This is a genomic window from Kitasatospora sp. NBC_01302 (assembly GCF_035976515.1).
Classification (GTDB): Bacteria; Actinomycetota; Actinomycetes; order Streptomycetales; family Streptomycetaceae; genus Kitasatospora.
This window is the reverse complement of sequence record NZ_CP108404.1, coordinates 1,342,835-1,367,608: the sequence shown is the minus strand read 5'-3', so window position 1 is coordinate 1,367,608 and position 24,774 is coordinate 1,342,835. Positions and strand designations below refer to the sequence as shown.

Annotated in this window: 21 protein-coding genes and 1 riboswitch; of the genes, 9 read left to right on the top strand and 12 right to left on the bottom strand. The window is 73.7% G+C overall.

Translation table 11 applies throughout. The annotated features are described in order from the left end of the window. Positions 1 to 133 precede the first annotated feature (133 nt). A complete protein-coding gene (locus OG294_RS06125; RefSeq protein WP_327065382.1) occupies positions 134 to 4,405 on the bottom strand; it encodes an nSTAND1 domain-containing NTPase in 4,272 nt (1,423 codons plus the stop codon). Between the two features lie 181 nt (positions 4,406 to 4,586). Here OG294_RS06125 and OG294_RS06120 point away from each other — a divergent pair, with 181 nt between their 5' ends. Beyond that, positions 4,587 to 5,009, top strand: a complete 423-nt coding sequence (locus OG294_RS06120; protein ID WP_327065381.1) for a MarR family winged helix-turn-helix transcriptional regulator — start codon at positions 4,587 to 4,589, stop codon at positions 5,007 to 5,009. A gap of 380 nt (positions 5,010 to 5,389) precedes the next feature. Here the strand turns inward: OG294_RS06120 and OG294_RS06115 are convergent, their stop codons facing one another. Together OG294_RS06115 and OG294_RS06110 are read right to left on the bottom strand one after the other, a co-directional pair. Next, complete coding sequence (locus OG294_RS06115; RefSeq protein ID WP_327065380.1) at positions 5,390 to 6,196, bottom strand: LysM peptidoglycan-binding domain-containing protein; 807 nt, start codon at positions 6,194 to 6,196, stop codon at positions 5,390 to 5,392. Positions 6,197 to 6,201: 5 nt separating this feature from the next. After that, positions 6,202 to 6,327, bottom strand: a riboswitch (cyclic di-AMP (ydaO/yuaA leader). Positions 6,328 to 6,658: 331 nt separating this feature from the next. After that, complete coding sequence (locus OG294_RS06110; protein ID WP_327065379.1) at positions 6,659 to 8,107, bottom strand: serine hydrolase domain-containing protein; 1,449 nt, start codon at positions 8,105 to 8,107, stop codon at positions 6,659 to 6,661. Positions 8,108 to 8,366: 259 nt separating this feature from the next. Between OG294_RS06110 and OG294_RS06105 the strand changes: the two genes are divergently transcribed. Further along, positions 8,367 to 9,137 carry an SAM-dependent methyltransferase gene (locus tag OG294_RS06105; protein WP_327065378.1) on the top strand — a complete coding sequence of 257 codons (771 nt, stop codon included), beginning with the start codon at positions 8,367 to 8,369 and terminating at the stop codon, positions 9,135 to 9,137. A gap of 7 nt (positions 9,138 to 9,144) precedes the next feature. Here the strand turns inward: OG294_RS06105 and OG294_RS06100 are convergent, their stop codons facing one another. Then, positions 9,145 to 10,065 (bottom strand): carbohydrate kinase family protein, encoded by a 921-nt coding sequence (locus tag OG294_RS06100; protein ID WP_327065377.1) that lies wholly within the window; start codon positions 10,063 to 10,065, stop codon positions 9,145 to 9,147. Positions 10,066 to 10,169: 104 nt separating this feature from the next. Here OG294_RS06100 and OG294_RS06095 point away from each other — a divergent pair, with 104 nt between their 5' ends. From OG294_RS06095 to lpdA, 4 genes are all read left to right on the top strand, one after another. Further along, the gene (locus tag OG294_RS06095; protein WP_327065376.1) at positions 10,170 to 11,129 is read left to right on the top strand and encodes a pseudouridine synthase; all 960 of its coding nucleotides are present in this window, start codon (positions 10,170 to 10,172) and stop codon (positions 11,127 to 11,129) included. After that, positions 11,126 to 11,830: a pyridoxine/pyridoxamine 5'-phosphate oxidase gene (locus tag OG294_RS06090; protein ID WP_327065375.1), complete on the top strand. Its 705-nt coding sequence runs from the start codon at positions 11,126 to 11,128 to the stop codon at positions 11,828 to 11,830. The genes OG294_RS06095 and OG294_RS06090 overlap by 4 nt, the downstream gene beginning before the upstream one ends. 89 nt (positions 11,831 to 11,919) lie before the next feature. After that, a complete protein-coding gene (locus OG294_RS06085) occupies positions 11,920 to 12,897 on the top strand; it encodes an alpha/beta fold hydrolase (protein ID WP_327065374.1) in 978 nt (325 codons plus the stop codon). A gap of 125 nt (positions 12,898 to 13,022) precedes the next feature. Then, positions 13,023 to 14,432: a dihydrolipoyl dehydrogenase gene (gene lpdA / locus OG294_RS06080; protein ID WP_327065373.1), complete on the top strand. Its 1,410-nt coding sequence runs from the start codon at positions 13,023 to 13,025 to the stop codon at positions 14,430 to 14,432. A gap of 64 nt (positions 14,433 to 14,496) precedes the next feature. Here the strand turns inward: lpdA and OG294_RS06075 are convergent, their stop codons facing one another. The 4 genes from OG294_RS06075 to OG294_RS06060 all read right to left on the bottom strand — a co-directional run bounded on the left by OG294_RS06075 (position 14,497) and on the right by OG294_RS06060 (position 20,516). Beyond that, the gene (locus OG294_RS06075) at positions 14,497 to 17,469 is read right to left on the bottom strand and encodes an SGNH hydrolase domain-containing protein (RefSeq protein WP_327065372.1); all 2,973 of its coding nucleotides are present in this window, start codon (positions 17,467 to 17,469) and stop codon (positions 14,497 to 14,499) included. 14 nt (positions 17,470 to 17,483) lie between these two features. Beyond that, on the bottom strand, positions 17,484 to 19,205 hold the full coding sequence (locus OG294_RS06070; RefSeq protein ID WP_327065371.1) for a glycosyltransferase family 2 protein: 1,722 nt from the start codon (positions 19,203 to 19,205) through the stop codon (positions 17,484 to 17,486). Between the two features lie 181 nt (positions 19,206 to 19,386). Continuing rightward, complete coding sequence (locus OG294_RS06065) at positions 19,387 to 19,731, bottom strand: rodlet layer protein (protein ID WP_327065370.1); 345 nt, start codon at positions 19,729 to 19,731, stop codon at positions 19,387 to 19,389. 146 nt (positions 19,732 to 19,877) lie between these two features. Continuing rightward, the gene (locus tag OG294_RS06060) at positions 19,878 to 20,516 is read right to left on the bottom strand and encodes a TetR family transcriptional regulator (protein WP_327065369.1); all 639 of its coding nucleotides are present in this window, start codon (positions 20,514 to 20,516) and stop codon (positions 19,878 to 19,880) included. Between the two features lie 135 nt (positions 20,517 to 20,651). Here OG294_RS06060 and OG294_RS06055 point away from each other — a divergent pair, with 135 nt between their 5' ends. Both OG294_RS06055 and OG294_RS06050 read left to right on the top strand, forming a co-directional pair. Further along, positions 20,652 to 20,807 carry a hypothetical protein gene (locus tag OG294_RS06055; protein WP_327065368.1) on the top strand — a complete coding sequence of 52 codons (156 nt, stop codon included), beginning with the start codon at positions 20,652 to 20,654 and terminating at the stop codon, positions 20,805 to 20,807. 91 nt (positions 20,808 to 20,898) lie between these two features. Then, positions 20,899 to 21,150 carry a DUF4190 domain-containing protein gene (locus OG294_RS06050; protein ID WP_327065367.1) on the top strand — a complete coding sequence of 84 codons (252 nt, stop codon included), beginning with the start codon at positions 20,899 to 20,901 and terminating at the stop codon, positions 21,148 to 21,150. An 87-nt stretch (positions 21,151 to 21,237) separates the two neighbouring features. Here OG294_RS06050 and OG294_RS06045 read toward each other — a convergent pair whose 3' ends face one another. From OG294_RS06045 to OG294_RS06035, 3 genes are all read right to left on the bottom strand, one after another. Then, the gene (locus tag OG294_RS06045) at positions 21,238 to 22,020 is read right to left on the bottom strand and encodes an SGNH/GDSL hydrolase family protein (RefSeq protein WP_327065366.1); all 783 of its coding nucleotides are present in this window, start codon (positions 22,018 to 22,020) and stop codon (positions 21,238 to 21,240) included. A gap of 93 nt (positions 22,021 to 22,113) precedes the next feature. Then, complete coding sequence (locus OG294_RS06040) at positions 22,114 to 22,845, bottom strand: YoaK family protein (protein ID WP_327065365.1); 732 nt, start codon at positions 22,843 to 22,845, stop codon at positions 22,114 to 22,116. Between the two features lie 47 nt (positions 22,846 to 22,892). Beyond that, positions 22,893 to 23,177: a DUF427 domain-containing protein gene (locus OG294_RS06035; protein WP_327065364.1), complete on the bottom strand. Its 285-nt coding sequence runs from the start codon at positions 23,175 to 23,177 to the stop codon at positions 22,893 to 22,895. A gap of 248 nt (positions 23,178 to 23,425) precedes the next feature. Here OG294_RS06035 and OG294_RS06030 point away from each other — a divergent pair, with 248 nt between their 5' ends. After that, positions 23,426 to 23,611, top strand: a complete 186-nt coding sequence (locus tag OG294_RS06030; protein WP_327065363.1) for a hypothetical protein — start codon at positions 23,426 to 23,428, stop codon at positions 23,609 to 23,611. A gap of 34 nt (positions 23,612 to 23,645) precedes the next feature. Here the strand turns inward: OG294_RS06030 and OG294_RS06025 are convergent, their stop codons facing one another. Next, positions 23,646 to 24,494 carry a hypothetical protein gene (locus OG294_RS06025; RefSeq protein ID WP_327065362.1) on the bottom strand — a complete coding sequence of 283 codons (849 nt, stop codon included), beginning with the start codon at positions 24,492 to 24,494 and terminating at the stop codon, positions 23,646 to 23,648. Positions 24,495 to 24,774 lie beyond the last annotated feature (280 nt).

Here is a 24,774-nt window from a genome sequence, read left to right as displayed (position 1 = left end):
GCATCGAGAGTGATCGCCGACGGCAGGGCGTGTCCAGACGATCGCCGTCGCCCAATCGTCAGGAAACGGGAAACACTTTGGGAAACCCCCGCTGACCTGCTGTGTCGTGGAACTCGGTGGAGGTCGGTGGAGGTCAGCAGCCGGGCTTGTACGGCTGATCGGGCAGCAGTCGGGCCCAGTGCTCGGGGCTGACGACGCCGACCACCCGACAGATCCCGGCCGTGCGGTCCTGGGTGCTGGAGTCCCACAGCCGGATCGTGCCGTCGCTGCCGCTGCTGGCCAGCGTGCGGCCGTCGGGGCTGAAGGCGACCGACCAGACGGCGTCGGTGTGTCCGGTCAGGGTGGCGGTGAGCGTGTGGTCCCGGGTGTCCCAGGTGCGGACGGTGCCGTCGTTGCCGGCGCTGGCCAGGGTGCGCCCGTCGGGGGCGAACGCGATGCCGCGCACCGAGCCGGTGTGTCCGGTCAGGGTGGCGGTGAGGCTGTGGTCCTGGCTGTCCCAGGTGCGTACGGTGCCGTCGTTGCCGGCGCTGGCCAGGGTGCGCCCGTCAGGGGCGAACGCGACCGCGCGCACCGAACCCCGGTGGCCGCTGAGCGTGGCGAGCGGTCGCCTGGTCCGGGCCTCCCAGAGCCGCACCGTCAGGTCGTCGCTGCCGGAGGCGATCAGGCGGCCGTCCGGGCTGAACGCCACCGCGTTGACGAAGTCGGTGTGCCCGCTCAGCACGCCGATCGGCTGCCGGGAGCCGACGTCCCAGAGCCGTACCGTGCGGTCCTCGCCGGCCGAGGCCAGCAGACGCCCGTCGGGGCTGAACGCCACGGCGAAGACCGATCCCTGATGACCGGTGAGCACCGCGAGCTGGGCATGGGTCGCCAGGTCCCAGAGCCGGACGGTCTGGTCGGCCCCGGCCGAGGCCAGGGTGCGCCCGTCGGGGCTGAAGGCGACGCCGAAGACGGAGCCGGTGTGCCCCGCGAGCGCCCCGGTGACGGCATGCCGGGCGACATCCCACAGCCGCACGGTGTGTGCGGCGTCCGCCGCGGCCAGGGTGCGCCCGTCGGGGCTGAACGCGCTCTGCCAGATCTCGGTGAACGGATGCACGGTCAGGGCTTCCGCGCCGACCTCCCAGAGCGCCGCGGTCTGGTCGAAGCCGGCGGTGGCGATCAGCTTGCCGTCCGCGCTGACGGCCACGCCCTGGACGTAGTCGGTGTGTCCGCAGAGCGTGGCGATGACCCGGTGGGCGGTCAGGTCCCAGAGCCGCACGGTGCCGTCGCCGCTCGCGCTCACCAGGGTCGTGCCGCCGTCGGTGAAGGCCACGCCGTTCACGTCGTCGCTGTGGCCGGTGAGGGTGGTGAGCAGGGTGTGGCTGGCAGTGTCCCAGAGCCGCACCGTGCGGTCGGCGCTGCCCGAGGCGATGGTGCGTCCGTCGGGGCTGAACGCCACACCGAGCACCTCGTCGCCGTGGCCGGTGAGGGTGCCCACCTGCGCGTGCGTGGTGGTGTCCCAGAGCCGCACCGTGCGGTCCTCGCCGGCCGAGGCCAGCAGTCGGCCGTCCGGGCTGAACGCCACGCCGACCACCTCGTCGGTGTGACCGCTCATGGCGGCGATCAGGGTGTGACTGGTGGTGTCCCACAGCCGCACCGTGCGATCGGCCCCGGCGGAGGCCAGGGTCTGCCCGTCGGGGCTGAACGCCACGGCCCGCACCGCGCCGCCGTTGCCGAAGAGCGTGACCGGGAGCCGGCGGCCCGGCATGTCCCACAGCCGCACCGTGCCGTCCGAGCTGCCGGAGGCGATGGTCTGGCCGTCCGGGGCGAAGGCGACGGCGCGCACCGGACCGCCGTGCCCGGTCAGCGTGGTGTCGAGCCGGCGGTCGGCAGCGCTCCAGATCTTCACCGTCCCGTCCGAGCTGGCCGTTGCCAGGCGGCTGGAGTCGGGGCTGAAGGCCACCGCGTTGACCGGCCCGGCATGGCCGAAGAGCCGGCCGGCGAAGGCCTGGGACTGGGTGCTCAGCAGCGCGCCACGGGCCTCGGTGGTCGGCGCGGTCCGGAACGCCTCGTCGGCCAGTAGCATCGACTCCTCGGGGCGGCCGGCCGCGAGGGCGGCCGATTCGGCGGCGAGTGCCTTGGAGAGTGCGGTCCGGCGCTCCATGAGTGCCTCGGCCCGCTGCCGGTAGGCGACGCTGCCGGCGGTGATGGCGAGCAGCAGCAGCCCCACGAGGGTGACCAGCAGTTGCCGCCGTCGGCGCAGCTGCCGCCGCTGCGTCCGTTGCCGCTCCGCCTCCTCGGCCTGGCCGGCTCGCAGGAAGGCGGCCTCGGCGGGTGTCAGCTCCGCTCGGCGCCGCGGATCGCGCAGGTGCTCGGAGGCGACCGCGAGCCGGGTGCCGCGGTAGAGCGCCGTCGGATCGCGCCCTTCGCGCTCCCAGTCGGCGGCGGCCTCGGCGAGCTGCTGGCGCACCAGCAGACCGGCCCGGTCGGCGTGGATCCACCCGCGCAGCCGCGGCCAGGCCCGGATCAGCGCCTCATGGGTGATCAGCACGGTCTGGCTGTCGACGGTGACCAGCCGGGCCTGGACGAAGGCGTCGAGCACCGCCGTGGCCCGGTGGCCGGGGCCGCCCTGCGGGGTGCGCGGCGCGGGCACGGGCGTGGCGGCGGTGCGGGGCAGCAGCCGGCGCGGCGCCCATCGGTGCAGCTGTGGGCGCGATCGTGCGAGCGGCCCGGTGGGTCGGGACCCAGGCAGGCCGGCCAGACCGAGCAGAGCAGGCAGACCAGGCAGAGCAGCCAGATCCGCCGGATCGGCGAGAGCGGCCGGATCGCCCTGCTCGACCGCCGGGTCGGGTGCGGAGAGCCAGGCCAGCAACTGCTGGTGGGCCAGCGGGTGGCGGGTCGGCTCGCTCTCCTCGCTCAGGTGGATCAGGCGGAGCAGCAGGTGCCGAGCCGTCCGCCGGCCCTCGGCGGACAGGCCGGCGAAGAGGTTCTCGGCGGTGGCCGCGATCGCACCGTGCACCCCGCCGGTGCGCAGGTAGCCCGCGACGGTCAGGGCACGCCCCTCGCGCTGTTGCCAGGTGGCGAGCAGCGCGTGCGAGAGCAGCGGGAGCACGCCCGCCGCACCCGGCTGGAGGGGGAGGACGGCGGCCTCGGCGCGCGGGTGGGGCGGGTCGGCGGGCAGCGGCAGCTCCACCGGCCCGAGGTCGCGCAGCAGGATTTCGGCCAGCCCCGGCTCCAGCAGCAGGCCGGCCTCCGTCGCCGGGCGGGTGATCGCTTCGTGGAGTTCCGCGCTGGTCATCGGACCGAGCGCGAGCAGGCCGCGGGTGAAGACGGGGACCAGCTGCGGATGGTCGAGGCAGCGTCCGCAGAAGTCGGCGCGCACGCCCAGCACGACGAGGGTGGCCTCGGCCGCCGGCCGGTCGTCCGGGACGGTGGCGAGCTCGCAGAGGGCCTGGATGAAGGCGTGCCGCTCGGCGGGATCGGGGCAGAGGGTGAAGACCTCCTCGAACTGGTCCACGATCAGGGCCGGCCCGAGGGCCGGGGCAGCCGACTGCGCCGGGCGGGGCACGCCGGAGGGCGAGGGTGAAGGTGGAGTGGAGGGTGAGAGTTCCGGCTCGGCCATTGGTGTCGGCGGGGCTTCGGCGCTGGGCGGCGGAAGCGCGACGAGCCGGGGTGCGGCCTCGGCATCGGAGACTGACAAGGTGTCAAGAAGCTGACGCAGGACGGAGAGCGGTCGCGCACCCGGCGTGCAGACCAGGACACGGCGGGCCCCCGGGTGGGCGGACGGCAGGTCGCCGCGCTGGAGGGCGGGCAGCAGGCCGGCCCGCAGCAGGGAGGACTTGCCCGCGCCCGAGGGGGCGACCAGTGCGAGCGGTCCCCGTCCCGCGCGCTCGGCCAGCCGGTCGAGCAACGCGGCGAGGGCGTGGTCGCGCCCGGCGAACCAGTGGGCGTCCTGCGGGCCGAAGGCGGCCAGCCCGGGGTAGGGGCAGGGCAGGTCGAGTGCCGGTGGCACGGCGAGCGCGTGGCCGGCAGCGGTCGGCAGGGCACTGTCGGTGGCTGGCCCGCTTGACCCGGGCCCGGCCGGGCCGGCCCCCGTCGGCCCGGGCTCGGCGGCTTCGGTCAGCCGCAGCAGCGAACCGTCGGCGCGCAGCAGCTCGTCGCAGCGGCGCGCCAGGTCATGGCCCGCCGGCTTGCTGCCGTTCTCGATCTTGCTGAGGTAGCCCTTGCTGTAGTGCAGCAGGCGGGAGAGGGCACTGAGCGACAGTCCGCGCTCGGTGCGCAGCCGGCGCAGCTCGGCACCGAAGCACTCGTCCCGGGAGCGGGCGGCAGTCGGAGGATGGGCAGTCGGCCGGCCGTGAGCGGGCGCGGCGCCGGGCGCTTGGTCGGCAGTGGCCCGGGGAGCCCCGTCCGCCGGTGGAATCAGGTCCATGCGCACCCCGCGACGCCAGCCAGGCCGCGCTTGGCGACTTCTCGGATCTGTCGTCGACAGGTTACCGGCTGTGACCAGCCCGTCTGGCATGCTGTGATCTCGATCGGCGCGGGTCCAGTGGCGGCGCCAGTGGCACATATGTTGTAATACGCAACCACCATGGGAGAGGAAGAGGTCACGCGTGTCGGGTCGAGACGAGTCGATCGAGATCATCCAGCGCGAGCTGACCGCCTTCGCCCGGCGGGCCCGGCACAAGGCCTCGCAGCTGCACCCGGGGCTCTCCCTGGTGACGTACAGCATCCTCGACCTGATGAACGAGCGCGGTGGCTGCCGGGCGGCCGACCTGGCCGCGTACTTCATGCTCGACAAGTCGACCGTGAGCCGGCAGGTCGGCGCTCTGGAGAAGCTGGGGCTGCTCAGCCGCGAGGTGGATCCGGAGGATCACCGCGGGCAGATCCTGCGCCCCAGCGAGCAGGGGATGGCGCTGCTGCGGCACGCGTACGAGATGCGCCGGGAGTCGTTCACCGAGCGGTTCACGGAGTGGACCGACGAGGACGTCGCGCGGCTGGCGGGCTATCTGGTGCGGTACGGCGCGGCGGACTGACGCCGGATCGCACGGCGGGCCGGCGCCCGGCAGCTGACGAGCGGGGCGCAGCCCGTCGCTGCGACAGCGCGCCAACAGCCCGGCACACCAACAGCCCGGCACACAAAAGGCCCGGCACACCAACAGCCCGGCACACAAAAGGCCCGGCACACCAACAGCCCGGCACACAAAAGGCCCGGCACACCAACAGCCCGGCACACAAAAGGCCCGGCACACCAACAGCCCGGCACGCCGAAGGCCCAGCGAGCCAAGAGCCAGGCGCGCCAAAGCCGTCGGCCGGCCACAGGTGGGAAACCCGTGGCCGGCCGACGGCTGCGGACGATCCGCCGAGCGCTACCGCCCGATGGGGGCGGGCCGGCGGCCGTTGATCACCGGGGTGATCAGTACGCCTGGTGGGCCTGCCAGAAGACCCAGGCCTGGTTCGGGCTGCCGTAGGTCTGGTTCATGTACTGCAGCGCCCACTTGATCTGGGTGGCGGGGTTGGTCGCCCAGTCCGAGCCGGCCGAGGCCATCTTGTTGCCGGGCAGGGCCTGCGGCAGGCCGTAGGCACCGGAGCTCGGGTTGGTGGCGGTGACGTTCCAGCCGCTCTCGTGGGTGATGATCTGGTCGAACGACGCCAGCTGGTCGGCCGGGACGATCGAGGCGGCGAGCGCCTGCAGCGAGGCGACGCTGGCGTTGGCGCTCAGCGCCGGGGTGGCCGGAGCGGCCGCGGCAGCCGGAGCGGCGGGGGCAGCCGGAGCCGGGGCGGCGGCCGGAGCCTGGGCCGGGGCGGGGGTCTGCGCCGGGGCCTGGGCCTGGGCGTCGCCGAGCGCGAGGTGCTGGCCGGGGTAGATCACGTCCGGACCGTTGACGAGCACCGACTTGTTCAGGTCGTAGAGCTTCTGCCAGCCGCCCTGCACGTTGTGGCTGGTGGCGATCTTGGACAGCCAGTCGCCGTCCTGCACGGTGTAGCCGGCGGGCGCCTGGGCGACCGGGGCGGCGGCCTGGGAGGCGGCGGCCGGAGCGGCGGCGGCCGCCTGGTGCTGTGCGGCGTGGCCGTGCGAACCGGAGTGGATCGGCGTGGCGCTGGCGCCACCGGCGGTGATCATGGGCAGACCGGCGCCGGCGCCGACGATGACGGCGGTGGCGATCGCGCGCTTGATGGCGGCGCGGCTGGGCAGGCTGGGGCGACCGTTGACGGACAGCATGAAAAGCGTTTCCTCTCCCACGCCTGCGAGGTGAGCTGTCGGATTCGGGCTGGAGTTGCCCGGCCGCGCAATGCGCGGCTTCACCCCAAGCCCCGCCCGGAGCCGTGCTCCAGGTGGGGCGACTTACCTTGGGTCCCCCGCCCCTGCCGTGGTGCTTCAGTGCACAGTGCCCGTTCCATCCGGCGGCAGGATTCGGCGTTCCGGGGAGCGGGGTTCGTGTGGAGACGAACGGCATGCACCGTAGACAGGTCGAAGGTCCCATCTCAAGCCAGGAGGCGCTGTCGCAGGGCAATGTGAGGTGTCTCATGCCGAAGCTGGAGGGGCGATAACGATTCGCATCGTTATCGCCCCGTGATATGAATTTCCGTCAGCCAGCGCCACGTCAGCCAGCGCCACGTCAGCCAGTCAGCCAGTCAGCCCGCCAGCGCCGCGTCAGCCGACGCCGAGCCCGCCAGCGCCGCGTCAGCCCGCGTGCCACCCCTGCGGGTCGACGTCGCCGGGCACCACCGCGGCCGGCTGGTAGGCGCCGCGGGTCAGCACGAAGCCCGCCACGTCGAGGTGGCTGACCGAGCCGTCCTCGGCGCGCACCACGCGCAGCGGCTCGCCCGCGTAGTAGCCGTCGAGCCCGACCCAGCTGCCGTCCGGCTCGGGCAGGAAGCGGGAGGTGCGGGCGGGGCCGCTCAGCGCGGTGAGCTCCAGGGCCCGGTCCGCCCGCAGGTGCAGGGCCAGCGCGGTGGGTCCCCAGTACCAGGGGCCGGTCAGCGCGAGCAGGTCGGGATCGGCGTCGGTGAACGGGCGCCAGGCGGTGGGCAGCAGCGGTTCGCGCTCGGCGACGATCCGGATCAGGTCGGGGGCCACGGTCCCGAGCCCGGAGCCGGCGGTGACATTGGTGAGGGTGATCGCCGCCACGTCGTCCTCGGGGCTGAACCACAGGCCGGCCAGGAAGCCGGGCATCGAGCCGCCGTGGCCGACCAGCAGCCGCCCGTCCTGCCGGGACAGCTGCAGGCCCAGTCCGAAGCAGGAGGTCCAGTCGTCACGGTCCGGGCCGGCGGCGGGGCGGCGCATCTCGGCCAGCGTGGCGGGGGCCAGGACCTTCTCCGCGCCGCCCGGGAGCGTGCCGGCCAGGAAGGAGGCCCAGCGGGCGAGGTCGGCGGCGGTGGACCAGAGCTGCCCGGCCGGCGCCATCAGGCCGGTGTCGGTGAGCGGCTCGGGGAGCATCACGTCCGCCCACGGGTGCACGGCGAACCCGCCCGCGTGCGGGGCCTGCGGCAGCAGCGTGGTGCGGGTCAGGCCGAGCGGATCGAGCACCTCCTGGCGCAGCACCTCGCCCCACGGCAGCCGGCGCACCTTGGCCACCAGCGCGCCGAGCAGCGCGTAGCCGGGGTTGGAGTAGTGGTGGCGCTCGCCGGCCGGGTGGCGGAACGGCTGCTCCTCCAGCAGGTTGCCCAGCTCCGGGCGGTGCGAGCCGTCGGTCCGCTCCCACCACGGGCCCGGCGTCTCGGCGGCCAGCCCGGCCGTGTGGCTGAGCAGTTCGCGGATCGTGGCCCGCCCGGCCGAGGTGCCCGGCAGGTGCTGCTCCAGCGGATCGGCCAGGTCGAGCAGGCCCTCGTCGCGCAGGCGCAGCACCAGCACCGCGGCGAAGGACTTGGTGATCGAGCCGATCCGGTACTGCGTGTTCTCGTCCGGCGCGTGGCCCTCGATCATGCTCCGGCCACCGCTCCAGACCCGGTGGCCGCCGCGCGCCACCAGGCCGACCAGCGAGGGCGTCCGGCCCTGTGCCTGTCCGACGGCGAGGCGGTGCAGCAGGGCCCGGCGCGTCTCGGGCAGCAGCTCGTCCGCGGCCACGGCAGGGATGGGCAACTCGTCGGCCCGTGCCTGGTTGATCGGCAACTCGCCCGACTGGTAGGTCATCTGATCTCACATTCGCAGCTGGGGGGCTGGAGAAGGTCGAACCGCTCGACCCTACCGGCGCCCGCCCCGCATGGCTCGGCAATAAGCGGGTCCGCCGGCGGGCGGGGCGGGCTCCCTTCGAGCGTCCCCGGCAACGACGCCCGGGAACCCCCGCCGACCAGCCCGGATTCTGCGGCCCGCTATGCTGCCCCCGGCCGCGCGACCACGGGCCGCAGGAACAGAGGGGGAGACGGTGCACCAGTCCGGACACGACAGCGACATGACGCGGCTTCAGACGGACCGCCCGCACCCCGCGCGCATCTACGACTACTGGCTCGGCGGCAAGGACAACTTCCCGCCGGACCGTCAGGCGGCCGAGCACGCGATCAGCGCCTCGGCGGACATACCCGCGGCGGCCCGCGAGAACCGGGCCTTCCTGCGGCGGGCGGTGCGGCTGGCAGCCGAGGCCGGCATCCGGCAGTTCATCGACATCGGCGCCGGCCTGCCCTCGCCCGGCAACGTGCACGAGGTGGTGCAGACCGTCGCCCCCGACGCCCGGGTGGTGTACGTCGACAACGACCCGATCGTGCTCACCCACGGGCGCGCGCTGCTGGCCGACAACCGCAGCACCACGGTGCTGACCGGGGACGTCCGGGAGCTGGACGAGCTCTTCGAACGCCCGGAGCTGCGCACCCTGGTGGACTTCTCGCAGCCGGTGGCCGTGCTGCTGCTGGCGCTGCTGCACTTCGTCAGCGACGAGCAGGCGCGGCACGCGGTGGACCAGGTGCGCGAGCGGGTGGCGCCGGGCAGCTACCTGCTGCTCTCGCACAGCACCCACGAGGGCAATCCCGAGCGCGCCGCCGAGGTGGCCAAGACCTGGGACAAGACCGCCTCGGGCATCCGGCTGCGCGGTCGCGAGGAGGTGACCGGGCTCTTCGACGGCTGGGAGCTGCTGGAGCCCGGTGTCGAATTCGTGCCGCTCTGGCGCCCGGACGCCGCCACCGAGGCCACCACCCGCTGGATGTACGCGGGGGTCGGCCGCAAGGCCTGACCGGTGCTCAGGACAGCGCCGCGGCCAGCTCACGGTGGTCGGGCGGATTGGCCCCGGCGCGGGAGACCGTGACGGCCGCCGCCGCACCGGCGTGCCGCAGCACGGCGGCCAGCGTCGCCCCGGTGAGGCTGCGCAGCGAAGCGCGGGCGGCGGCGCCGAGCAGGGCGCGGGCGGCGAGCGCGTCCAGGGTCGCGGACATGAAGGAGTCGCCGGCACCGACCGTGTCCACCACCTCGGCCGCCGTGGCCGGCCCCTCGGCCCGCGCGTCGCGGGTGACGGCGAGGGCGCCCGCGCCGCCCCTGGTCACCAGCACCAGGGCCGGGCCGAGGGTGAGCCAGTGCGCGGCGGCCTGCTCGGGGGAGCGGTCCGGGTAGAGCCAGTGGAGGTCCTCGTCGCTGGCCTTGACCAGGTCGCTGAGCGCCACGCAGCGCTCCACCCGGGCGCGCACCTCGGTGGGCGAGGCGAGCAGGGCCGGGCGGATGTTCGGGTCGTAGCTGACCGTCGCGCCCGCGCGCAGCTCGGCCACCAGGGCGGCGGTGGCCTCGGCGCCGGGTGCGAGCAGCGCGGCGAGCGAGCCGAAGTGCACGTGCGGGGCCGTGACGGCCAGGGCCGTGGGGGCGAGCGACCAGTGGATGTCGAAGGTGTAGTCGGCCCGCCCCCGGTCGTCCAGCGTGACGATCGCGCTCGGGGTGGCGGCCGGCGGCCGTCCGTCGGTGAGCAGCTCGACGCCGGCCGAGCGCAGGTGGGCGGTGATCAGCTCGCCGAGCCCGTCGGTGCCCAGCTGGGTGAGCAGCGCGGTGGGGTGCCCGAGCCGGCCCAGGCCGTAGGCGACGTTGGCCGGGCTGCCGCCGGGGTGTGTGACATCGGGCCGGCCGGGGGTGCGGACGATGTCCGCGACGCACTCACCGATGACGAGGAAGTCGGTCATCCTGCTCAGGCTCCCGGGCTGGTCGTGACGGGGGTACCCATCTTCGCGGGCCGGCGGGCGGCGCGGAACACCCGGGGGTCGCGGCGGGCCGTAGGCTTGCCGGAATGAGACGCAGGACGAAGCCGGTGCCCGCCCCCCTGCCGCAGCGGAACGGCGTGGACCCGGTCCGGGTGCGGCTGCCGGCCGAGGGCCGCTGGGCGACGGTGGCCGAGTACCTGGCGCACCGGTTGCCGGACGAGGTGGCGGACCGGCTGGCGCAGATGCTGCGGGCCGGTGAGATCGTCGGGGCGGACGGACCGGTCGGCCCCGACAGCCGCTACCTCCCCGGCACCAGCGTCTGGTTCCACCGTGACCTGCCGCCCGAGGTGCCGGTGCCCTTCGAGCTGGAGGTGATCCATCGCGACGAGCACCTGGTGGTGGTCGACAAGCCGCACTTCCTGGCCACCACGCCGCGCGGCAGCCACGTGGTGCAGACGGCGCTCTCCCGGCTGCGCCACGAGCTCGACCTGCCCGAGCTCAGCCCCGCGCACCGGCTGGACCGGCTGACGGCCGGCCTCGTCATGTTCGTCGCCGATCCGCGGGCCCGCGGCGCCTACCAGACGCTCTTCCGGGACCGCCTGGTGACCAAGGAGTACGAGGCCGTCGCCCGCCACGACCCGCGGGTGGCGCTGCCCCGCACGGTGCGCAGCCGGATCGTCAAGGAGCGCGGGGTGATCGCGGCCCGCGAGGAGGACGGACCGGTGAACGCCGAGAGCCGGATCGAGCTGATCGAGCACCGCGGCGGCCTGGCCCGCTACCGGCTGACCCCGCTGACCGGCCGGACCCACCAGCTGCGGCTGCACATGAGCGGGCTCGGCCTGCCGATCCTCGGCGATCCGGTCTACCCCGAGGTGCTGCCCGAGGCGGCGCCGGACGACTTTCGCAGGCCGCTGCAACTGCTCGCGGCCACGCTGGCGTTCACCGATCCGCTGACCGGACGGCCGGTGCTGCTCCGCTCGCGCCGGCGGCTGGCGGCCTGGGCGGAGCAGGGCACGGGCGAGGGCCTGGCAGAGGTGGCGGCATGACCACGGAAGAGCACGCACAGACACCCGGACAGCGCCTGACGGCCCTGCGCGAGCTGCTGATCCACCGGCCGCCGATGGCGCGCGAGCTGCCGGGCTTCGAGCCGGCGCAGGCGCCGGCGGAGCCGGTGGAGCTGTTCGTCCGCTGGCTGCTGGCGGCGATGCGCGACGGCGTCCCGGACGCGCAGGTGCTCACGCTCGGCACGACCGGGCTCGACGGCACCCCGGACGCGCGGATCGTGACCCTGCGCGACGTGGACCCGGCGGCGGGCGAGTGGTGGTTCTGGGGCGAGACCGACAGCCCCAAGGGCCGCCAGCTGGCCGCCGACCCGCGGGCGGCGCTGACCTGGTACTGGCCGGCCCTCGGGCGCCAGGTCCGGGTGCGCGGCGCGGTGCGGACCGGGGACGCGGGGGCGGCGGCGGGGACGTTCCGGCTGCTGAGCCTTAAGTCGCGGGCGGCCTCGCTGGTGGGGCGCCAGAGCGAACCGCTGGCGGAGGTGGCGCAGTTCCGGTCGGCCTGGGCGGCGGCGGAGCACGAGCTGGCGGCGGATCAGGGGATCGTCGCGGCGGGCTACACGCAGTACGCGGTGCGGGCCGAGGAGGTCGAGTTCTGGCAGGGCGCGGGCGACCGGCGCCATGTGCGGCTGGCGTACCGCAGGCCGGCCGGCGCGGGGGAGTGGACCCGGGGGATGCTCTGGCCGTGAGTCCCTGTCCGATGATCCGACAAGATCCGCCGGACAGGCCCCAGTTGGCTGGCTAGGCTGAGGCCGCACCCGCCTACCGAGGAGTCATCGTGGTCCATGCGGTCAAGCACAGCCAGGTCGAGGTCAACGGCATCCGCCTGCACGTCGCCGAGCAGGGCGAGGGGCCGCTGGTCCTGCTGCTGCACGGCTTCCCGGAGAGCTGGTACTCCTGGCGCCACCAGTTCGCGCCGCTGGCCGCGGCGGGCTACCGGGTGGTGGCGCCCGACCAGCGCGGCTACGCCCGCAGTGACCGGCCGCTGGACGTGGACTCCTACACCCTGCCGCACCTGGTCGGTGACGTGGTCGGGCTGATCGAGGCGCTCGGGGCCGAGCAGGCCGTGGTGGTCGGCCACGACTGGGGCGCGCCGGTGGCCTGGGCCAGCGCGATGCTGCGGCCCGATCTGGTGCGCGCGGTCGCCGGCCTGAGCGTGCCGCCGCGGCTGCCGGCCGGGATCGGCTCGCTGGCCGCTGCCCGGCACGTCTACGGCGACGGCTTCTACCAGAACTACTTCCAGCAGCCGGGTGTCGCCGATGCCGAGTTGGCGCGGGACCTGCGGGCCACCTTCCGCGCCACGCTGTTCGGCGTCTCGGGCGACAACCCCGCGCAGCCCAGCCCGTGGATCATCCCCGAGGGCAGCACCCTGCTCGACACCCTGCCCGAGCCGAAGGAGCTGCCCGGCTGGCTCACCGAGGAGGACATCGAGGCCTTCGCCGCCGACTACGCCGGGCACGGCGAGCACGCCTTTACCGGGCCGCTGAACTGGTACCGCAACATCGACCGCAACCAGGAGCTGATGGCGGCCTTCCGGGGCCTGGGCATCACCGTCCCCGCGCTCTACGTCATCGGCGACCGCGACATGGTCGGCGTGCTGCGCGGGGTGGACAAGCTGATCGGGTCGCTGCCGAGCATCCTGCCCCGGCTGTTCCGCAGCGTCACGCTCCCGGGCTGCGGCCACTGGACCCAGCAGGAGCGGCCCGCCGAGGTGAACCGCGAGCTGCTGGACTTCCTCGCCCACCTCGACGCTTAGGGCCGGCTCCGGGCCCCCTGGAGACCGGCCGTGCGCTCGCGCGGCAGGCGGGCGTGGCCGGTGCCGAGGGGTGGGAATACAGTCGGGTGCGTCAGCATCTTGTCCGACCATGCCGGAAGAGGATCATGAGCACCACGCATTACGACGTCGTCGTCCTGGGAGCGGGCCCGGGCGGGTACACCGCTGCCGTCCGTTCCGCCCAGCTCGGCCTGAAGGCGGCCGTGATCGAGGAGAAGTACTGGGGCGGGGTCTGCCTCAACGTCGGCTGCATCCCCTCCAAGGCACTGCTGCGCAACGCCGAGCTGGCCACCCTCTTCACCCGCGAGGCGAAGACCTACGGCATCAAGGTCGAGGGCCAGGTCACCTTCGACTACCGCGAGGCCTACCTGCGCAGCCGCAAGGTGGCCGACGGCCGGGTGGCCGGCATCCACTACCTGATGAAGAAGAACGCGATCGACGAGTACGACGGTCGCGGCACCTTCATCGACGACCACACCCTGCAGGTGGCCCTGAGCGCGGGCGGCTTCGCCACCGTCACCTTCGACCACGTGATCATCGCCACCGGTGCGACCACCCGCCTGCTGCCGGGCACCTCGCTCAGCGACCGGGTGGTGACCTACGAGGAGCAGATCCTCACCGACACGCTGCCCGAGAGCATCATCATCGCCGGCGCCGGCGCGATCGGCGTCGAGTTCGCCTACGTGCTGAACAGCTACGGCGTGCAGGTCACGATCGTGGAGTTCCTGGACCGGATGGTCCCGCTGGAGGACGCGGACGTCTCCGCCGAGCTGGCCAAGCAGTACAAGAAGCTCGGCATCCAGGTCCTCACCTCGACCCGGGTGGACTCGATCGACGACAGCGACCCGAACGCCAAGGTCAAGGTGACCGTCACCCGCAACGGGCAGCAGGAGGTGCTGGAGGCCGACAAGGTGCTCCAGGCGATCGGCTTCGCGCCCCGGGTCCAGGGCTACGGCCTGGAGGCCACCGGCGTGGCGCTGACCGAGCGCGGCGCGATCGCGGTGGACGGGCGCGGCCGCACCAACGTGCCGCACGTCTTCGCCATCGGCGACGTGACGGCCAAGCTGATGCTGGCGCACGCGGCCGAGGCGATGGCCGTCATCGCGGCCGAGACGATCGGCGGCGCGGAGACCATGGAGGTGGACTTCGCGATGATCCCGCGCGCCACCTACTGCCAGCCGCAGGTGGCCAGCTTCGGCTACACCGAGGCGCAGGCCCGTGACCTGGGCCACGACGTCAAGGTCGCCAAGTTCCCGTTCACCGCGAACGGCAAGGCGCACGGCCTGGGCCACCCGATCGGCTTCGTCAAGGTGATCAGCGACGCCAAGTACGGCGAGCTGCTGGGCGCCCACCTGATCGGCCCCGAGGTCACCGAGCTGCTGCCCGAGCTGACGCTGGCGCAGCAGTGGGACCTGACGGTGCACGAGGTGGCCCGCAACGTGCACGCCCACCCGACGCTGGGCGAGGCGGTCAAGGAGGCCATCCACGGCCTGTCCGGGCACATGATCAACTTCTGATGCCGAGCCGACACGGCCCGCTGACCAGGTGTCAGCGGGCCGTGCCGTGCCGTCCGGCGCACCGTCAGGGCCGGGTGGCAACCGAGACGTACTTCACCCGCATCGGGTGCCCCGGCTCGGTGGCCGGTGACACCGAGCCGCCGAACGCGGCGGGCAGGCCGCCGCCGACCGCGACGTCCAGGATCAGGAACAGCCCGTGGTGCACGGCCTTGTCCCAGGTCGCCGGGTCCATCTGGGCCGCCGTGACCCGGTGGTACTCCTTGCCGTCCAGGTACCAGCGCACCTGCTCGGGGCTGGTGGAGAAGTCCACCTCGACCGCGTAGGTGTGGAAGCCGCCCTGGCAGGCGGGGCAGGGCTGTTCACCCGAGCCCAGGCCCTGCGGCTCCTGGCAGGGCCCGCCCTGGGCGGTGCCGCAGTGCATGGTGCCGAAGACCGAGCCGGCGCCGTTGACCGACTCCATCACGTCCAGCTCGCCGATTCCGGGCCAGCCGGTGAAGCCGTCGCGCAGGCCCGCGCCCAGGGTCCAGAAGGCGGGCCAGTAGCCGGCCGCGGCCGGGCCGCTGACCTGGGGCAGCTGGATCGAGGCCTCGATCCGCAGCACCCCGCCGGGCGGCGGCGTGAAGTCGGCGCGCTTGGAGGTCAGGCGTCCCGAACTCCACTGCCCGTTCTGCCGGGTGGGGGTGATCTCCAGGACGCCTTGGCCGTCGAGGCGGACGTTGGCGGTGGAGTCGGTCATCGTCTCCTGTTCGCCGGTGCCCCACTGGGCGGCCGGGCAGCCCGGGTAGCAGGTCCCGGTGTCGTACTGCCAGAGCTGGTCCGAGGGCCTGGCACCGGCCGGCCCCTGGAAGTCGTCGCGCAGCAGCTGGGTCCAGCCGGCCTGCGGGGCCGCTCCGGTGGACCCGGTGGACGGCGCGCCCTGGGCCGGCACCAGGCCGGCGTCCACCAGCAGCCGCTCCAGGCGCGGGGTGAGCACTACTGCCGCGACGTTGGTCAGGTGCGCGTCGTCGCGGTAGAGCAGGATCCGCTGCAGCACCGCTGGGCAACTGGGCCCCGAGCCCGGGCAGAGCACCTGGTTGACCGAGACCGCCTGGATCCCGGGCTCGTGTCCGGCGGCGATCGCGTCGGCCAGCGGGTCCGGCCAGGTGGCCTTGGACCGGGGGAAGTCGCAGGCGCCGGGATCGGCGGTGTGGCCCGAGACGCAGGCCGGGATGTCCTGGCCGGGGATCGGGGTGTCCGTCAGGTAGACGATCGGCACGCCCAGCGCGCGCAGCGGGGTGAGGGTCTGTTCCCAGGCCTGGGCGAGCAGTCGACCGTCCTCGGTGTAGCGGTTGAGCGAGCCGACCACGATCAGCTTCGGCTTGGGCTCGCGCTGCAGCCGCGCCAGGCTGTCCGCCCGCCAGCTGTCGCACTCCCGGTAGGTGCGCCCCAGCTGCGGGTTGGTCACCGTGAGTTGCGGCAGCGGGCAGCCCTGCTTGACCAACTCCTCCAGCGCCCAGTGCCGTTCGGCCGCGATCGCGAGCACGGAGGAGAACCACTGGCCCGCGTGCGAGTCGCCGAGCAGCACGATCCGGTCGCTGCTCGCGGTGTCGCCGAACAGGCAGGGCGGGCTGCTGGTGGCCGCCGGGGCGACCTCGCAGGCGCCGTCCGGCGGGAAGTCCTTGCGGGCCTGGGCGGCGCTCGGCACGATGGTCGTCGCGGCGTGCGCATCGGCCGGCAGCAGCAGCGAACTCCCGGTGGCCGCGCCCGGAGGCAGGCCCGCCAGGTCCACCGGGGTGCCCGGACCGAGCACCCGCAGCGTGCCGGTGCCCACCACCAGCGCGAGCAGCACCGGGATGATGATCGCGCTCAGGCCCAACGAGAGCCCTCGGCGCGGGAGTTCGTTGACCACCGGATTGCGGCGCAGTGGCCGCTCGACCCAGCGCATGGCGGCCAGCGCGGGCAGCGCGGCCCCCGCCGTGAGGGCCACCTTGACCGGCCAGCCCAGGGTGCCGAACCTGGCCTCCGCCAGCACCAGCACCGGCCAGTGCCACAGGTAGAGGTTGTAGGACAGGCGTCCGACGGCGCGTGGGCCGGCCGTCGCCAGCAGTCGGCCGGGCCCGATGGGCCGGGTGTGCGGGGCCTCGCCGCGGCCCGGTATGCCGGCCAGGATCACTGCCGCGGTGCCGAGGGTGGGCGCCAGCGCGGCCCAGCCGGGATAGGGCGTGGCGGCCGTGTACGTAACCGCCGACCAGGCGATCAGCGCCGCGCCGGCCCAGCCCACCAGCGCGCGCAGCGGGCGCGGTCCGGGCAGCCGGTGCCAGGGCAGCAGCGCGAGCAGCGCGCCGATGCCGAACTGCCAGACCCGGGAGGGCGTGCCGAGGTAGGCCAGTGACACCTCGCGGTGCGTCCAGCCCAGCGCCAGCACGAACGAGACGGCGGTGGCCAGCGCGGTGGCGGTGACCACGGTGCTCCGGATCGCCAGTCCGCGGCGCAGCTGACGATGCGTCAGAAGCACGAGCAGGGTCAGCAGTGGCGCCCAGAGCAGGTAGAACTGCTCCTCCACCGCGAGCGACCAGAAGTGCAGCAGCGGGCTGGGATCGCGGCCGGCGGCCAGGTAGTCGGTCTGCTGGGCGACGAAGCGCCAGTTGGCCACCGAGAGCGCCGAGGCCAGCACGTCGTACTCCAGGTCGGTGCGACGCAGCGGCGCGGTGAGCCAGACACCCGCCAGCGCCACCACCGTCAGCACCAGGGCCGCCGAGGGCAGCAGCCGCCGGGCCCGGCGGGAGAAGAACTCGGCCAGCCGGATCCGCCCGGTGGCCACCGCCTCGCGAAGCAGCAGGCCGGTGATCAGATAGCCGGAGATCACGAAGAAGACGTCCACGCCGACGAAGCCGCCGGCCAGGTGCGGCACACCTGCGTGGAAGGCGAGGACGGCCAGCAGCGCCACGGCGCGCAGCCCCTCGATATCGGGTCGGAAGCCCGGGGTCCCGGTCCGGACGGCCTCGCTCGTCCCCGGTCCGGAGCGCGGTTCGCGGGTGGAGAGAATACTCGCAGTCACAGTGGCACGTTCCTTCAGCCGAGCCAGGTCAGCATGGGGCTGACCCAGCCGGAGGCGAGCAGTGCGGTCAGGGTGAGGGCGGCGGTCACGGCCAGGCCCTCCGGCCAGCGCCGGGGCAGCACGGCGGTGCCGGTGGCGCCCTCGGTGCGGCCCGCGCGGCCCGGGCGGCCGATCCGGGCGAGCAGCGGCAGCCGGCGCCGGGCCGACGGAGCCCGGGTGGTGCGCAGTTGGGCCACCAGGTCGCGGATCAGCGGCAGGCCGATCTGGCACTGCACCACGAGGTAGAGGGCCAGGCCCCAGGTGGGCCCCCAGCCCTGCCCGGCCACGTCCAGCGCGAGGCCGACGGCGGCGGCCAGGATCGAGCAGGCCGTCCAGCCGAGCGCGACCAGCACCACCCGTCGGGCCAGTCCGCCGGGCCTGGTCGCGCCGGCGCCGGTGGGCACCCAGGCGGCGCTGCGCCCGCGCAGCGTGTGCAGGACGGCGGCGCCGGCGGCCACGCTCATCAGCACATTGGCCCGGATCACCTCCACCCGCCAGCGGGTGCGGCTGACCCGGGGCAGCAGCACGTGCCAGAGCCAGAGCGGGGCGAGCAGCGGCAGCACGTGCCAGGGCCGGATCTGCCCGGGGTAGCAGTACATCATCACCAGCGGCGGCAGCGGGGCGGCGAAGAGGTTCAGCGTCATCGTCAGGTAGCCCACGACGCCCTCGTAGAAGCACAGGCGCATCCGCCAGGGCGCGCGCATCCGCTTCAGGTCGCGGCTGGTGAGCAGGTGCAGGTTGCCCATCGCCCAGCGGTACTGCTGGTTGACGAAGGAGGACAGGCTGTCCGGCGAGGTGCCCTTGGCGAGCAGCACCGGCACGTAGAGGGTGCGGAAACCCCGTTCGTAGAGCGCGAGTCCGGTGTACATGTCCTCGCTGTGGTCGAGCTTGGCGAAGCCGCCGGCCGCCTCGATCGCGGTGCGCCGGTAGACGGCGTTGCTGCCGCAGCAGATGGCCGCGTCGCTGGCGTCCCGGGAGGGCTGGATCCAGCGGAAGAACCACTCCTGGGCGGAGCCGGCGGCGCGTTCGATCCAGCTCATCGAGGCGTCGGTGTCGAAGCACTGCGGGCTCTGCACGATGCCGATCGCCGGATCGGCGAAGTACGGCACCAGGTGGTGCAGGAAGTCCGCGCGCGGGGCGAAGTCGGCGTCCAGGATGGCGATGTACTCGGCCTGACCGAGGGTCAGCGCGTGGTTCAGGTTGCCTGCCTTCTTCAGCGTGCCGCGGTCCGGGCGGACCACGTACCGGTAGCCGAACCCGGCGGCCAGCTCGGCGACGTCAGTGCGGTCCGCGTCGTCGAGCACCCAGACGGTCAACTCGCCCGGCCAGGAAACCTGGTGGACGGCCCGGTAGGCGTTCGCCAGCACCTCCAGCGGCTCGCCGCAGGTGGGCAGGTACAGGTCGACGCTCGGCGCCTCGGCCGGTCGCCAGGCCCGCACCAGCACCTCGTGCGACTGCCGGGTGAGCCGGCGCTGGCGCAGGCTGTTGAGCGAGGAGAGCGCGAGCGCCAGCACGTTGAGCGCCAGCACCGCGAGGAAGGCCCAGAGCGCGGGTGTGCGCAGGGCGAAGGTGAGCATGGTCGCCGCCGTGAGAACGAAGGCGAGAGAGGTGCAGAGCAGGACCCACCGGCGTTGCGGACCGAAGTACCAGTACAGCTCCTGGTCGTTCGGTGGCGCCGGAAGGTGATGGACAGTCATATGGCCCCCACAGCCGTGTCGACAGCTTCCGGGGTCCACAGTAGCCGATTGGTATAGACCACTGTGACGTGGCAGGTGAACAGCGTGCAACGATCGGAGTGGGGTGAGACGTCGGCAGCCCCCACCGTCGGGCGGTGGGGGCTGCCTGGCCGGTGACCGTGGCCGGCGGGGAGGGTGCTGCTCAGCCGATCGCGTGCGAGAGCAGCGCGCCGTCGCCGTTGCCCTGGGTGGTGTGGCCCACGTTGCAGATCTGGTGCTGCTGCTGGTTGGCGATCGGCACGTCCACCTGGACCGGGACCAGGATGCCGACCTGCACGTGGTGCACCTCGGGCAGGCAGAGGTCGGTGTTGTCCAGGGTGTGGTACGCCGCGCTGTGGTTGCCGTGGGTGCCGTCGTTGTTGGTGCCCCCGTCGCCCGAGATCGAGGCGGCCGAGCCGTCGGCGTTGCCGATGGCCATCGCCGGGGAGGCCAGCGCGGCCAGCGACGCGACGGCGATACCGGTGCTCGCCAGAGCCTTCTTGAGCATGGGTCATGTCCTCTCTACAGGACCGGCGGCGGCGCGAAACCACCGCGGCGCCGGCATTGGTGCGACGTCGCGTTCAACGCGCTGACCTGTGCGAGGACACTGCCCGACAGCCGGACTCACCCATCCGGAGGGGGTGGCGCCGGGCGTCAGTCGACCGGGCCGGCCGGCCAGTGCCGACGGCCCAGGCTGATCAGCCGCAGCTGGTCGCGGGCGAGCGCGGCGATCCGGCGCTCGGCGGCGGGGGAGTCGGCGGGAGCCTCCAGGAACGCGGCGGCGGTGGCCACCAGGTGCTCGACGTAGAGCCCGGCGAGCATCCGCAGATCGGCGGCGCTCCAGCCGGCGCTCTGCGGCTGGGTGCCGAGTGCGGCGGCGGTCTCGTCGGTGAAGGCCGCCAGCTCCGCCGCGATGGCCTCGCGCACCCGCTGCACCCCGCCGTGCCGCTCGCGGGCCAGGAAGCGGATGTGGGCCCGGTGTTCGCGCACGTGCCGGGCGACCACCGCGATCGTTCCGTCGATCAGCTGCTCGGCGTCCCCCTGTCCGGCCAGGATCGTCCGGATCATCAGGTGCAGGCTCTGCAGCGACTCGGTGACCAGGATCACGCCGAGCTCGTCCAGGTCGCGGAAGTGGCGGTAGAAGCCGGCGGGGGAGAGCCCGGCCTCCCGGGTCACCTCCCGAACGCCGAGGCCACTGAGGTTCTGGTGCTCCAGCAGCCGCAGTCCGGCGTCGAGCAGGGCGCGGCGGCTCTGCTCCTTCTGGGCGGCTCTGGTTCCGGGGGTGTGACTCACGTCATTCAGTAAACAACTGTTTGCCGACCTGCGCCAGCGTAGAGTGGAGATGTCGGCGAACACTTGTTAGCTCAAATCGCCGACCGGTCGGCCGGAGCCCCGGTCGCACGCCCCTGCCAGCCGAAGGGTCGCCTCATGTTCTTCTTTTTCGCGCTTGCCGCCGCGGGGGTCCTGCTGGGTGCCGCCGCGCACACCACCATGCCGCAGTTCCTGCTCGCCGGTGCGGTCATCGGCCTCTGGCTGCTGGCCTTCGGCGTCCGTGAGGGCGTCGGCCGGCTGCGTCACCGCTGACCGGCCCGACCCCGCCCGGACCCATCTGATCCATCTGATCCACCTGATCCGCCGCCAACAAGCCCTGCTCGTCCCAGAAGGGGGAAATCCCATGGAAGCCCGGACCCTGACCCGGGAGGCCGACGGGATGGCCGTCGCCTCGTTCGTCCTCGGTCTGATCGGCCTGCTGCTCTTCAACCTCGTCTTCGGGCCGCTCGCGCTGGTCCTCGGTTCGCTCGCGCTGGTGCGCGGCACCGACCGGCGTGGCCGCGCGCTGCTCGGCCTGGCCCTCGGCGCGGCCGACCTGGCGGTGCTCGCCGCGGAGCTCGTCAGCAGCCACGGCGCGCTGTGGCAGATCGGCTGACCCACCGTCAACTACGAGCAGGACGAGCAGCCGTACGCATGCAGCGGCCCGGCTCCCGCCGGCTGGCGGGAGCCGGGCCGCGGTCGTTCACAGCGGCAGCAGGTCGGGCCGCTTGGCCTCGACGTGGTCGCCCGAGGACTCGCCGCGCAGCCGCCGGCCGACCCAGGGCAGCAGGTAGTCCCGCGCCCACTGGAGGTTCTCCCGGCGCTGTTCGGCAGCGGTGTGCGACTCCTCGGCGGGCCACGGCGCGGCCGGGTCCTCCGCCGTTTCCAGGCCCAGCGCCCGGGCCGCGAGCAGTGCCACCCGCTGGTGGCCCTCGGGGGACAGGTGCAGCCGGTCCTCGCTCCAGGCCTGCCGGCTCTGCAGCGTGCGCAGCGACCAGAGGTCGGCCACCGCGCAGTCGTTGCGGTCCGCGATCGCCCGCAGGTGCACGTTGTACGTCGCGATCTTGCCGCGCAGGTGCTTGAGCACCGTCATGCCCCGGGTGTCGAAGCCGGTGGAGATCAGCACCGTGCCCGCGGACTCGCGCAGCCGCACGACGGCCGCCTCGAAGCGCTCGGCGACCAGGTCCGGGTCGCTGCCCGGGCGCAGGATGTCGTTGCCGCCGGCCACGAACGTCACCAGGTCGGGCTGGATCCGCTGGACCTGCGGCACCTGCTCGGCGACGATCTGGTCGAGCAGCCGGCCGCGCACCGCGAGGTTCGCGTACCGGAACTCGCCCTCGGGCCGCCCCGCCGCCAGCATCCAGGCCAGCCGGTCGGCCCAGCCGGCGAAGGTTCCGTCGGGGGACGGGTCGTTCAGGCCCTCGGTGAAGCTGTCGCCGAGGGCTACGTAGGAGTTGAACTCAAGGATCTCCAGATGGTCAGCCATGGGATCAGATACTTCACTGTCTCAAGTGACCTACGCCACCGTAGGTGTGGGGTGGCGGAGCGTGACATTGGCCACCTGCCCGGCGGGAATACTTCATGCGGGCCGGGTCCAGCCGGCTCCCGAGCCGACCGAGCGCAGCGCCGCCGCCACGACCGACGCCGCCAGTGCCGCCGGCACCGCCAGCGAGAGGGGCTGGGTGCCGTGCAGCACCAGCAGTGCGCCGGCCACGGCGCCCAGGATCAGGGTGAGCACGGAGATCAGCCGCCGCCCGGTCGGCTCGCCCCAGCGTCCCGCGTCCTCGGGGGCGGCGAAGATGCCGGTGATGGTCCGGGTCAGCACGGTGGTGGTCAGGTCGGGGACGGCGAGCACGGCCACGGTCGCGTTCTGGATGCCCATCCCGACGGCCGCCACCGCGATGGCGAGGTAGCGGGAACTGCTCGACTGGCCGAGCGTGACCACCGGCTCCGCCGCGAGGAGCACCGCCGCGGCGGCCAGCAGCAGGGTCTCGGCCGCCGTCCCGCGCAGCAGCACCTGCCCGCGGTGCGGCAGCCCCGCCAGCAGCCGGCCGCCCAGGAAGGCGCCGCAGGCGAAGGCGGTCACCGCCGTCAGCGAGGCGGCCAGCGAGAAGCCGGGGGCACCGGCCAGCGCGAAACCGAGGAAGACCACGTTGCCGGTCATGTTGGAGACGAAGACATGGCCCAGCGTCAGATAGCTGACCGCGTCGATCATTCCGCTGACCACGGTGAGCACGAGCAGCAGCGGTGGCAGCGGGCCGTGCCGGTCGCCGGGCAGCGGCACGGCGGTCCGCAGGGCCCCGTGTGCCACCGCCCGTGCCCGGAGCCCGCGCCGGATGCGGTCCGGCTCGCCGCGGGTCAGGGACGGACCTCCACGCCGCGCCAGAACGCCACCCGGCCGCGGATCTGCTCCGCCTCCGGCTTGGGGTCGGGGTAGTACCAGACGGCGTCCTCGTTCCGCTCGCCGTCCACCACCAGGGTGTAGTAGCTCGCGGTGCCCTTCCACGGGCAGAACGAGGTGGTCTCGGAGGGGACCAGGTAGTGGGCCGGTACGGCCGAGACGGGGAAGTAGTGGTTCTGCTCGACGACCACGGTGTCCTCGCTCTCGGCGATCACCTGGCCGTTCCAGTACGCGGTCGGCATGACGGATCCTCTCGTCCGGTGGCTGCGGTCCAGCCTAGGGCCTGCCCGGGAGCGGCGGACGGTACCGCGGGGGCGGGCGGGTTACGGGTGCTCACCCGGACGGGACGGCGCTGCGGCCGGTCGCCGCAGGGGCGGCTGGGCCCGGCGGGTGATCGGCCTCGGCGACGGTGTGACGGGCGGTTACCGGCGGGGCGAGCTGGCGACACTGCCCTCAGGCCGTTCGCTCACGATCGGAAGAGGTGGCCGCCATGACCCTGACCGTGCTCCTGTTGACCGTTCCGCCGCTGCTCGCCCTGTTGCTCTGCCTGACCGACCCCGCGCGCTCCCGCGAGACCGCTTCCCGCCTGGCCCGCCGCCACCGGCGCCGGGCGCGCGGACGGCACGCGGCACCGTCCGCGCGCCGGGCCGAGGCGGCGCTGAGCCGGCTGGCCTGACAGCTCCTGACGGAGCGTCGATCCTGCCGCCGGCTCAGGCCAGCGCGGGGCGGGCGAGCAGCGAGGTGACGCAGAGGCTGGTCTCGGCCGCCGAGCCGACGAACGGCACCCGCAGCCGGCGCAGCGAGTAGTGGTAGGCCTCGCGCTCGCGGGCGTCGGCGAAGTACCGCTGGTGCCGCGGGGTCGGGTCGGGCCGGGTGACGGTGAGGCGGTGGCCGGCCAGGCAGCGGGCGATCTCCTCGGTGGGCTGGCCGTAGAGCGGCCAGCCCAGCACCACCGGCGGGGTGCTCTGCAGCGCGAGGACGCGTTCCAGGGTGGCGATGCCCAGGTGGCTGAACGCGCCGGTGGCCAGCACCAGATCGGCTCCGGCGAGCACGGCCTGGTCGGCCGGCGTGGGGTCGTACCGCTCCAGGTCGGTGTTGACGGCGGCGTCGATCAGACCGGCGGCCAGCGCGTACTCGGTGGCCGGGAGCGAGACGTCCAGGCCCACCACGGTCAGCTCGGTGTCGTGCGCCCTGGACCGCAGGAAGGCGGCGTCCCGGCTGACGGCCTCGTCGGTGACGTGGACCGGGCCCGCCGCCTGCGGGGCGCTCGCGGTCGGTGCCGCGGTGCGGGCGGGGTGCAGCGGGTAGCGCCGGGCGAAGGTCGCGAAGTCGACCCCGAATTTGAGCAGCGCGCTGTTGATCCCGTAGCCGCAGGCCAGGTCGAGGATCTTCAGCTGCCGGCGCCCGGTGCGCCGGCGCAGCTCCGCGATGGTGCCGGGCAGCAGGCGGCGGGCGAAGTCGGGGGAGCGGTAGCGCAGCGGCGCCAGGTGACGGAAGTAGCCGGCGGGGAGCGGCTGCTGGTAGAGCGATTCGAACGACTGCTTGGCGAAGATTCGCACGCGGCCTCCTGGATCTGGCGCCCGTCGCCGAGGCGGCGAGGGCTGGACCTGATGGCCGGTCAATTTTGACATGGCCAGGGCGGCTCAGGGCATCGGCGCTCCGGGCCGCCGTGTAACTCGACCGGAACCGATCCGGAACCCGGAGGAAACCCGGCGCCGGTCCCGGTGCCGAGGTACGGGACGGGATCGGCGGGCCGCGACCCGTGCCGCGGGGGGTGGAGGCGACCGGCGCACGACCCGCTCACGGCCTGTCAAGGATTCATCAGAGCGAGTGAACGTG

Coding starts and splice junctions, on each gene's coding strand:
- OG294_RS06125 (WP_327065382.1), bottom strand. CDS start 4,405: ATGGACCTGATTCCACCGGCGGACGGGGCTCCCCGGGCCACTGCCGAC.
- OG294_RS06115 (WP_327065380.1), bottom strand. CDS start 6,196: ATGCTGTCCGTCAACGGTCGCCCCAGCCTGCCCAGCCGCGCCGCCATC.
- OG294_RS06110 (WP_327065379.1), bottom strand. CDS start 8,107: ATGACCTACCAGTCGGGCGAGTTGCCGATCAACCAGGCACGGGCCGAC.
- OG294_RS06105 (WP_327065378.1), top strand. CDS start 8,367: ATGACGCGGCTTCAGACGGACCGCCCGCACCCCGCGCGCATCTACGAC.
- OG294_RS06100 (WP_327065377.1), bottom strand. CDS start 10,065: ATGACCGACTTCCTCGTCATCGGTGAGTGCGTCGCGGACATCGTCCGC.
- OG294_RS06095 (WP_327065376.1), top strand. CDS start 10,170: ATGAGACGCAGGACGAAGCCGGTGCCCGCCCCCCTGCCGCAGCGGAAC.
- OG294_RS06090 (WP_327065375.1), top strand. CDS start 11,126: ATGACCACGGAAGAGCACGCACAGACACCCGGACAGCGCCTGACGGCC.
- lpdA (WP_327065373.1), top strand. CDS start 13,023: ATGAGCACCACGCATTACGACGTCGTCGTCCTGGGAGCGGGCCCGGGC.
- OG294_RS06070 (WP_327065371.1), bottom strand. CDS start 19,205: ATGACTGTCCATCACCTTCCGGCGCCACCGAACGACCAGGAGCTGTAC.
- OG294_RS06065 (WP_327065370.1), bottom strand. CDS start 19,731: ATGCTCAAGAAGGCTCTGGCGAGCACCGGTATCGCCGTCGCGTCGCTG.
- OG294_RS06055 (WP_327065368.1), top strand. CDS start 20,652: ATGTTCTTCTTTTTCGCGCTTGCCGCCGCGGGGGTCCTGCTGGGTGCC.
- OG294_RS06050 (WP_327065367.1), top strand. CDS start 20,899: ATGGAAGCCCGGACCCTGACCCGGGAGGCCGACGGGATGGCCGTCGCC.
- OG294_RS06045 (WP_327065366.1), bottom strand. CDS start 22,020: ATGGCTGACCATCTGGAGATCCTTGAGTTCAACTCCTACGTAGCCCTC.
- OG294_RS06035 (WP_327065364.1), bottom strand. CDS start 23,177: ATGCCGACCGCGTACTGGAACGGCCAGGTGATCGCCGAGAGCGAGGAC.
- OG294_RS06030 (WP_327065363.1), top strand. CDS start 23,426: ATGACCCTGACCGTGCTCCTGTTGACCGTTCCGCCGCTGCTCGCCCTG.